This window comes from Blautia sp. AF17-9LB (genome assembly GCF_003479185.1).
GTDB lineage: Bacteria > Bacillota > Clostridia > Lachnospirales > Lachnospiraceae > Fusicatenibacter > Fusicatenibacter saccharivorans.
The window spans coordinates 235,786-244,461 of the sequence record NZ_QUGU01000005.1; the positions used below are offsets into that span (position 1 = coordinate 235,786).

Genomic DNA, 8,676 nt, shown 5'->3' on the forward strand with positions numbered 1-8,676 from the left:
CTCTTCTATGGGATTCTTTTTCAGCTTTCCTAAAATCCAGGCTCCATTATACCAGAATTGAAACAGCTTGTCCATCTTGCGGCACGGCTTACATCATCTGCGCATTTTTCTCAAAAAGAGAACGAAGCGTTTTTGCGCAGTACAGGTACGCCGGAACGAGAAACAGATCGGCGAGAATCCATGCCACCGGGCTTGCGAAGCAGACTGCGGTGTAACCAAAATACGGAACCAGGAAAAAGGCTACCACCGAACGGCCGATCATCTCGCAGACGCCGGCAAGGATTGCAAATTTGCTGAAGCCCATGCCCTGCACGGTAAAGCGTACGACATTGACAAGGGTCAGCGGAATGTAAAATACCATGTTGATCAGCAGCATCTGACGCGCCTGGTCGAGGATGACCGTCTCGGATGCATCTACAAAGAGAAGCGAAATCTGGCGGGACCACAGAAACATAACTCCTAAAATGACCACGGAATACACGCTTCCAATAATGGAACTTGTCAAAATACCGGTGTTGACACGATCCATCTTCTTCGCACCGACGTTCTGTCCGGCATACGTCGCCATAGTGGAGCCGAGCGCGTCGAACGGGCAGCAGCAGAACATGGAAATTTTACCGGCAGCCGTAACAGATGCAACCGCAGTGGAACCAAGGCCGTTGACAGCGGTCTGCAAAATAACACTTCCGATCGCGGTGATTGAATACTGCAATCCCATCGGGATTCCCATATTGCACAGATTAAGCACATAATGCTTGTGCAGCTTCCAGTCCTCTCTCGTAAAAGCAAGGATGGTGAATTTTTTCTTCATATAAAAGAGACACAGGAATCCAGAGACTCCCTGCGCGATAATCGTCGCCCACGCGGTTCCCGCTACTCCCATCGGGCGGACCAGCGCAAGATCTAGCACGATATTCAGTATTGAAGAGATACCGAGGAAAATCAGTGGGGAGCGGCTGTCGCCGAGGCTCCGCATGATTGCTGATGTCTGGTTATAGAGCACCATAAGCGGAATTCCGAGGAAAATAACAAAGATGTAAGCGTATGCACCGTCCAGAATATCGGACGGGGTTTTCATCAGAATCAGAATGTCGCGGCACCAGATGCAGACAAGAACGGTCATCACCACGGAAAGAATACCGGCCAGGACGGCTCCATTTCCTACATACCGGCACAGCGCTTTCCGGTCTCCTGCCCCGAACATCTGCGCAACCGGAATTGCAAATCCGCTGCAGACTCCCATACAGAATCCCACGATCATGAAGTTGATCGAACCTGTACTGCCAACAGCCGCGAGCGCTTTCGCGCCTAAGAATTTTCCTACAATAATCGTATCGACCATGCTGTAAAACTGCTGGAACAGCATGCCGAGCAGCAGCGGCAGTGCAAACCCCAGAATCAGTTTTACCGGGCTGCCGTTTGTCAGATCTTTTACTGCACTTTTCTTTGTTGCCATGTGATGTCCTCCCTATTGTCGTATGTTTTTGCTTCCCCTTTTTGTCGAATCTCATGCCATTTTATATCTTGTTTTCTCAGAATGCAATCCCGTAATACTGCCGAATTAAGAGACGTTTTTTCATCACTTTTACGTGTTTTTGACATGGCGGCCGCCTGTGCAGGAATTCTGTTTTTTTGCGCACGCCAAAAGCGGCTGCGGCAGGTTCCCGTTCCGGAACGCTGTGCCGCAGCCGCTTTGCTGTTCTTTCTTATTTTGCAAATTCTTTCTTTTTCCACTGAAGCAGAATCATCACAGCCACCAATGCGGTCAGAAAATCAGAAACCGGCTGGGAGGCAATAACACCGGAAAAACCGGCAAGTTTTGAAGCGCAGAAAATTACAATGGCAAAAATCACGCCCTGACGTCCTGCTGAAAGAATCATTGCTCCTGCCCCGTTTCCGATCGCCTGGAAAATACAGGTCGATGCGAGTACGATACCAACAAACGGCATACCAATGAGCTGGACGCGGAGGATCTGCTGGGCCACTGCAATGACATCCGCCTCTTTTAAGAACAGTCCCACGAGAAGCGGAGCCGCCGCACCGAGCACAACCGCCATTCCGGCACCGGTCAGCACTTCCAGGAGGAAGGCAAAGCGGATCGTCTCACTGAGACGTTTTTTATTTTTCGCTCCATAATTGTATCCGACCAGCGGCTGTCCGCCAAAAGCGAAACCGACCATCACAAGAACAGAAATCATAATAATTTTCAAAGCAATTCCCATCGCTGCAACTTTGTCCGTTCCATACGGCTGCAAAAATCGGTTCGTCAGCGTCACGCCGATGCTCTGCATGAAGTTTGTGACGGATGCCGGAATGCCGATGGCAAGAACGGCGAGCACCTCTGCTCCGGTCATTTTCAGTTTTCGGAAATCGACGGAGAGATAGCGGCATTTCTTTATCATAAAGATAACATAGAAAATATCACCGCAGATGTTGCCGATCACCGTTGCAATCGCTGCTCCGGCTGCTCCCATGCCGAGCGTGTAAATAAAGATCGGGTCAAGAATGATGTTGACGACGGCTCCCAGCATTGTTCCGATCATCGAGGCTTTTGCGAAGCCCTCGGTCCGAAGAAGATTGTTCGGCGTCAGCTGCAGGATGATAAACGGTGCGCCGAGTGCAATCCACTGGTAATAGTCCCCCGCATACTGCCACGTCGTCTCATCACAGCCAAGCAGGCCAAGGATCGGCTGTTTGGCGGCAAGCAGGATGATGCTGACCGCAATGCCGACAGCAATCGCTGCGTAAAAGCAGAATACGCTGATCCGTCTTCCGTCCTCGTACTCTTTTTTACCGAAGAGGCGCGAAATGACGGAACTGCCGCCGACGCCGAAGATGTCACCGAGTGCAATCATCAGCGTGAAAATCGGTGTGCCGAGCGATACGCCGGCAATCAGTGCCGTGTTTCCGGTCCGCGCGATGAAAAAAGTATCTACCATATTATAGATCAGCGACACGACCATGCCGAGCACGACCGGAAGTGCGAGCGTCATATATGCTTTGGACACTTTTGTTTTCTCAAATAATTCGTTTTCCATTTTGAAAACTCCCCTTTCCTCTTTTTCGGTTACAGTTCACTGGTACCCAGCAAACTGTAACATTTTTCATTCTGGTTTATCTTAGCAGACTTTCTTGCTTTTTCTTGTGTCATATGTCACAATAAAGAAAAAGTTTTCCAAAAATTTTTCTGTGAAAGGATTTTCCTATGAAACGAATTTTTGATCCGGCTCTGCTGGACTTTTATCTTCAGAAACATGAGATCCCATCTCTTTTCGATACCCCGGATCTCGCATTTTCTCTGTATCAGTTTGAAAAGGGCGAACGGCTCGACACGCTGAATCCGGAGGAATACCTCTCGTTCCTCGTGGACGGTTCCATCGAGATCAGCGCCAACCGCGCCGACGGCACGAGCTACCCGATCGGCTATCTCGACGGCTTTACCTGCATCGGCGATATGGAATTCTGCGGAAAACGCGATGATACGCACCAGATCGAGGCACGCACCACCGCGCTTTGTATTGTTCTGCCGCTCGCTTCCACGAAAGAGCTTCTGCTGAACGACAACCGCTTTTTACGATATCTTTTAAACTCTGTCACCGAAAAGCTGATGCTTTATTCCAGCTCCCAGTCGAATTTTTCCACGCTCGAGGAATCCTTCCTCTCTTATCTCTCAGAGCGCTGTCCGGATCAGACGTTTTCCGGCGTGGAAAAGATGGCCATGCAGCTCCACTGCAGCCGCCGCCAGCTCCAGCGGGTTTTAAAGAAGCTGCTCGAAGAAGGACAGCTTGTGAAACTTTCGAAAGGTTCTTACCGCCTCAGCTGAAAACGCCATCGCTTCCTTATTTCCACGATTCCAGGATCGATGTTCCGATCGTTCCCTCCGGCATTTTTACGCCGAAGTTCTCTGCAACGGATGCGCCGATCACAGCGAAGGTGTCCTTCGTCTCCTGAAGGCCGCTCTCCTTCATAGACGGTGAGTACGCAAGGAGCGGCGCCTGTTCTCTGGTGTGGTCCGTTCCGGTATAAGTCGGGTCGTTGCCGTGGTCTGCCGTGATCAGGAGCAGATCGTCGTCTTTTAACTGCTCCAGCAGCTTTCCAAGGTTCACATCGAATTTTTCAATCTCTTTTCCGTAGCCTTCCGGGTTTCTTCTGTGGCCCCAGAGTGCATCGAAATCGACGAGGTTGACAAAGCACAGTCCGGTAAACTCTTTTCCTGCCGTCTCAATCGTCTGCTCCATGCCGTGGACGCTGCTCTTGGATTTCAGACTCTCCGTGATGCCCTCGCCGCAGAAAATATCGTTGATTTTTCCGATACTGATGACATCATATCCTGCCTCCTGCATCGCGTTGAGCACGGTTTTTCCCGTCGGTTTGACAGCGTAGTCGTGACGGTTTGCGGTGCGGACGAACTCTCCTTTTTTCTTTCCGACGTACGGTCTTGCAATGACACGGCCGACTTTCCACTCGTCTTTCATGGTCAGCTCACGGGCAATCTCGCAGTAATGATACAGCGTCTCCAGTCCCATCGTCTCCTCGTTGCCGCAGATCTGCAGTACGGAATCCGCCGAGGTATAGACAATCAGTTCTCCGTTTTCGATCTCGCGCTCTGCCAGCTCATCGAGGATCTCCGTTCCGCTCGCCGCCTTATTGCCGATGATCTTTCTGCCGGTTCGTTTTTCCAGCTCGTCGATCAGTTCTTTCGGAAATCCGTGGTCGGTGAACGTAACGAACGGCTTTGTCGTGTAAATTCCCATCATCTCCCAGTGGCCGGTCATGGTGTCTTTTCCGTTGCTCGCCTCGTTCAGTCTTCTGGCGTAACTCTTTGCCTCATCCTCTGTCACACCGCAGAGATTTCCCATGCCGAGGCGGCGCAGGTTCGGGATTTCAAGGCCTCCCTGACTCTCCCAGATGTGGCCGAAGGTATTGACACCGACATCCCCAAACTTCTCCGAATCCGCCATCGCCCCGATTCCGAGAGAATCCAGGACGATCAGAAAAATACGGTTATATTTTCTCATACTCTTTACTCCTTTCTTTTTAACTCAGCTCAAACATTCCATGATAGAGCTGATAATATTTTCCTTTCTGTGCCAGAAGTGCGTCGTGGTCGCCGCGCTCTACGATATTTCCCTGCTCCAGCACCATGATCGCATTGGCGTTTCGCACGGTGCTTAAGCGGTGGGCGATGACAAATACGGTTCTGCCCTCCATGAGCTGGTCCATTCCTTTTTCGATCAGCGCCTCGGTTCTGGTGTCAACGGAAGATGTTGCCTCGTCAAGAATCAGCACCGGCGGATCGGCAACGGCGGCACGGGCAATCGCGAGAAGCTGGCGCTGGCCCTGGGAGAGGTTGGCTCCGTCGGAGGTCAGCATCGTGTCGTAGCCGTTCGGCAGACGGCGGATGAAGGAATCCGCATTCGCAATTTTGGCCGCATGTTCAATTTCTTCCTGCGTGGCATCGAGTTTTCCAAAACGGATGTTTTCTGCTACGGTTCCCGTGAACAGATGGGTATCCTGCAGAACGATACCGAGGGAGTGGCGCAGAGCGTCTTTTTCGATATCTTTTACGTCAATGCCGTCGTAGACAACCGCGCCGCCCTGGACGTCGTAGAAACGGTTGATCAGGTTCGTGATCGTCGTTTTTCCGGCTCCTGTGGAACCGACAAAAGCAATTTTCTGGCCTGGTTTGGCATACAGGCTGATGTTCTTTAAGATCAGACGGTCTGCCGTGTAGCCGAAATCCACGTTTTCAAAACGCACATCGCCCTTTAATTCCGTCATCGTTCCGTCCGGGCGCTTCCATGCCCAGCGGCCTGTTGTCTCTTCGCAGACGGCAAGTGCGCCGTTCTCTTCTTTTACGTTGACCAGTTCCACTTTTCCCTCATCGATTTCCGGCTCCAGGCTCATCACGTCGAAGACACGCTCCGCACCGGCGAGCGCTGAGAGAAGGAAGTTGCTCTGCTGGGTGAACTGGTTGATCGGAAGCGCCGCCTGGCGGACAAAGACAAGGTAGCTTGCCAGGCTTCCGATATCGGCTTTTCCGTGCAGGGCGAGAAGGCCGCCGAGCACTGCCACAATCGCATAATTGACATACGAAATGCTGACAACGACAGGAACCATCGTCGCCGCATACCCCTGCGCGCCGGTTCCCGCTTTCCGGAGCTCCTCATTCTTTTTGCAGAATTCCGTAAAGCTCTCTTCTTCGTGGTGGAACACCTTGACGACTTTCTGTCCGGTGATCAGCTCCTCAATATAGCCGTTCAGTTCTCCGAGGCTGTTCTGCTGCTTCGTATAATAACCCTTGCTGCGCTTTCCGCTGAACTTGATATACCAGAACATGATACCGTAGCACACCGTTACAATCAGCGAGAGCCGCCAGTTTAGGATATACAGCAAGGTCAGTGTTCCCACAATCTGGATGAAGCTCTGGATAACCATCGCAAAACTGTTGTTCAGGGCATCTGCCATCGTGTCGATATCGTTCGTGAAAAGACTCATGATATCGCCGTGGCGTCTGCTGTCGAAGAACTGCAGCGGCAGTGTCTGGACGTGTTCGAACAGATCGCGGCGGATATCAAATACAACCTGCTGTGCTGCTTTTACCATGGTCTGCGTGTAGCCGTATGCTGCGAGTGCGCCGCACCCGAAAATGAGTGCCGTAATCAGCACGCCGCGCAGCAGTGTGTGCACATCTCCGTCCGCCAGTCCGTTGACAACCGGGCGGATCATATACGTTCCAAAGAGGTTGGCTCCCGCGCTGATTGTTACCAGTACCGCTACGACTGCGAGCATTTTTTTGTGCCGTCCCAGATAAGACAGGAAGACGCGCAGCGTGTGTTTCAGGTTCTTTGGTTTCTTTCCGCTATAAGCTCTCGCTGCCATTTTCGTCTCCTCCTTTCATCTGTGAGGCGTAAATTTCCTGATAAATCGGGTCATCCGCCAGCAGTTCAGCGTGCGTGCCGATCCGGTGTACTTTTCCGTCATCAAGAATGATGATCTGATCCGTATTCATGACGGATGTTACTCTCTGCGCAATGATAATTTTTGTGACATTCTTCCGCGCCGCCAGTGCCTCGCGGATCTTTTTCTCCGTTGCCGTGTCGACCGCACTTGTCGAATCATCGAAGATCAGGATTTTTGCCTTTCCGATCAGCGCACGCGCGATGCAGAGACGCTGCTTCTGGCCTCCGGAGAGGTTGCTTGCGCCCTGCTCGAGCACGGTGTCGAGGCCGTCCGGCATGCGGTTCAAAAATTCATCCGCACACGCCGCGCGGCATGCTTCCCAGATCTCCTCATCGGATGCATCCACATTGCCCCATTTCAGGTTTTCACGCACGGTTCCGGAGAACAGCACGTTTTTCTGCAGAATGATATTGACTGCATCGCGGAGAGCGGCAAGATCGTACGCGCGCACATCCTTTCCGCCGACGCGGACGGTGCCGCGGCTGGTATCATACAGACGCGGAATGAGCTGCACCAGCGTCGTTTTCGAAGAACCTGTTCCTCCGAGGATTCCTACCGTCTGACCAGCTTTGATCTTCAGCGTAACATCGGAGAGTGCGTACTCTTTTGCTTCTTCTTTGTATTTAAACGATACGTTGTCAAACTCCACGCTGCCCTCTGTCACTTCTGTTACACCATTTTCCGGCGAGGTGAGCACGATTTTCTCATCGAGCACCTCGACAATCCGGTGTGCGCTCGCCATGGAACGGGTCAGAAGCAGGAAGACGTTTGCAATCATCATCATCGAGTTCATGACCTGCATGACGTAGCTTAGAAATCCGGTCAGGTTTCCGACGGCAAGCTGTTTTTTCAGAATCATATTTCCGCCGAACCACAGAATCAGCACGATCGCGGTATACATGACGCCCTGAAATGCCGGCAGATTCAGCACGGCGTAGTGGAACGTCTGCTCGCTCGCTGCGGTCAGGTCGGTGTTGACCTCGTTGAATTTGTCTTCCTCGTACTCATCCCGCACGAAAGCTTTGACGGCACGGATCGCGGTCAGCCCCTCCTGGACAACGTTGTTCAGGCGGTCCACCATGGACTGCAGTTTTGTGTACATCGGGGCAACTCTCCGCACAATCAGGGAGAGAATAAAGCCAAGAAGCGGGGTACATACAAGGAATACAAATGCCAGCCGCGGATTCATATAGAATGAAAGGCCGATTCCCATAATCAGAAGCGACGGTCCGCGCGTGATCGGGCGGAAGCCGGCGCTTACCATATTCTGGATGACGGTAACATCCGTCGTCATACGGGTGATCAGGGATGATACCGCAAAGTGGTCGAGGTTGGAAAATGCATACTGCTGCATTTTCTCATACTCCGCCTTCCGGATCTCAGCTCCCCAGCCGTACGTCGCCCGCGCCGCAAAGTGCGCGTATAAAATTCCGGTCACAAGCGCACAGAGCGCGCAGACTCCCATCTGGATTCCCTTGCGGTAAATGTAAGGGATATCGCCGTTCGCAACGCCGATGTCAATCAGATTGGAAATCAGAATCGGAATAAAAAGTTCAAAACACGTTTCTACCAATACCAGCACTGCTCCGAAAATCATATCCCGCTTGTAGGGACCTGCATACGAGAGCAGACGCTTCATATCATTCATCTTCTGTCATGTCCTGCCACTCAAAATGTGATTAAATATACTTATCACATCGAGATAATGTAAGT

The 8,676-nt window shown here is 51.8% G+C and carries 7 protein-coding genes; 1 reads left to right on the plus strand and 6 read right to left on the minus strand.

The annotated features are described in order from the left end of the window. Positions 1-88: 88 nt before the first annotated feature. From DWX00_RS07680 to DWX00_RS07685, 3 genes are read right to left on the minus strand one after another with little or no spacing between them, the layout of a single operon-like run. Positions 89-1,456 carry an MATE family efflux transporter gene (locus DWX00_RS07680; protein WP_055219374.1) on the minus strand — a complete coding sequence of 456 codons (1,368 nt, stop codon included), beginning with the start codon at positions 1,454-1,456 and terminating at the stop codon, positions 89-91. Beyond that, positions 1,432-1,734, minus strand: a complete 303-nt coding sequence (locus DWX00_RS19460; protein ID WP_147326094.1) for a hypothetical protein — start codon at positions 1,732-1,734, stop codon at positions 1,432-1,434. The genes DWX00_RS07680 and DWX00_RS19460 overlap by 25 nt, the downstream gene beginning before the upstream one ends. Then, entirely contained in the window at positions 1,707-3,038 is a 1,332-nt protein-coding gene (locus DWX00_RS07685) for an MATE family efflux transporter (protein ID WP_118594951.1), read from the minus strand. The genes DWX00_RS19460 and DWX00_RS07685 overlap by 28 nt, the downstream gene beginning before the upstream one ends. Positions 3,039-3,205: 167 nt before the next feature. Between DWX00_RS07685 and DWX00_RS07690 the strand changes: the two genes are divergently transcribed. Next, positions 3,206-3,823: a hypothetical protein gene (locus DWX00_RS07690; RefSeq protein ID WP_055219376.1), complete on the plus strand. Its 618-nt coding sequence runs from the start codon at positions 3,206-3,208 to the stop codon at positions 3,821-3,823. A 16-nt stretch (positions 3,824-3,839) separates the two neighbouring features. On the opposite strand, the gene DWX00_RS07695 is transcribed toward DWX00_RS07690, so the two are convergent. Genes DWX00_RS07695 through DWX00_RS07705 form a run of 3 tightly spaced genes read right to left on the minus strand, consistent with a single transcriptional unit; the run spans position 3,840 to position 8,602 of the window. Next, complete coding sequence (locus DWX00_RS07695) at positions 3,840-5,018, minus strand: phosphopentomutase (protein WP_118594952.1); 1,179 nt, start codon at positions 5,016-5,018, stop codon at positions 3,840-3,842. A 19-nt stretch (positions 5,019-5,037) separates the two neighbouring features. Next, positions 5,038-6,882 (minus strand): ABC transporter ATP-binding protein, encoded by a 1,845-nt coding sequence (locus DWX00_RS07700; RefSeq protein WP_055219380.1) that lies wholly within the window; start codon positions 6,880-6,882, stop codon positions 5,038-5,040. Further along, a complete protein-coding gene (locus DWX00_RS07705) occupies positions 6,863-8,602 on the minus strand; it encodes an ABC transporter ATP-binding protein (protein WP_334294900.1) in 1,740 nt (579 codons plus the stop codon). The genes DWX00_RS07700 and DWX00_RS07705 overlap by 20 nt, the downstream gene beginning before the upstream one ends. Between the last annotated feature and the right edge of the window lie 74 nt (positions 8,603-8,676).

Coding starts and splice junctions, on each gene's coding strand:
- DWX00_RS07680 (WP_055219374.1), bottom strand. CDS start 1,456: ATGGCAACAAAGAAAAGTGCAGTAAAAGATCTGACAAACGGCAGCCCG.
- DWX00_RS07695 (WP_118594952.1), bottom strand. CDS start 5,018: ATGAGAAAATATAACCGTATTTTTCTGATCGTCCTGGATTCTCTCGGA.
- DWX00_RS07700 (WP_055219380.1), bottom strand. CDS start 6,882: ATGGCAGCGAGAGCTTATAGCGGAAAGAAACCAAAGAACCTGAAACAC.
- DWX00_RS07705 (WP_334294900.1), bottom strand. CDS start 8,602: ATGAAGCGTCTGCTCTCGTATGCAGGTCCCTACAAGCGGGATATGATT.
- DWX00_RS07690 (WP_055219376.1), top strand. CDS start 3,206: ATGAAACGAATTTTTGATCCGGCTCTGCTGGACTTTTATCTTCAGAAA.
- DWX00_RS07685 (WP_118594951.1), bottom strand. CDS start 3,038: ATGGAAAACGAATTATTTGAGAAAACAAAAGTGTCCAAAGCATATATG.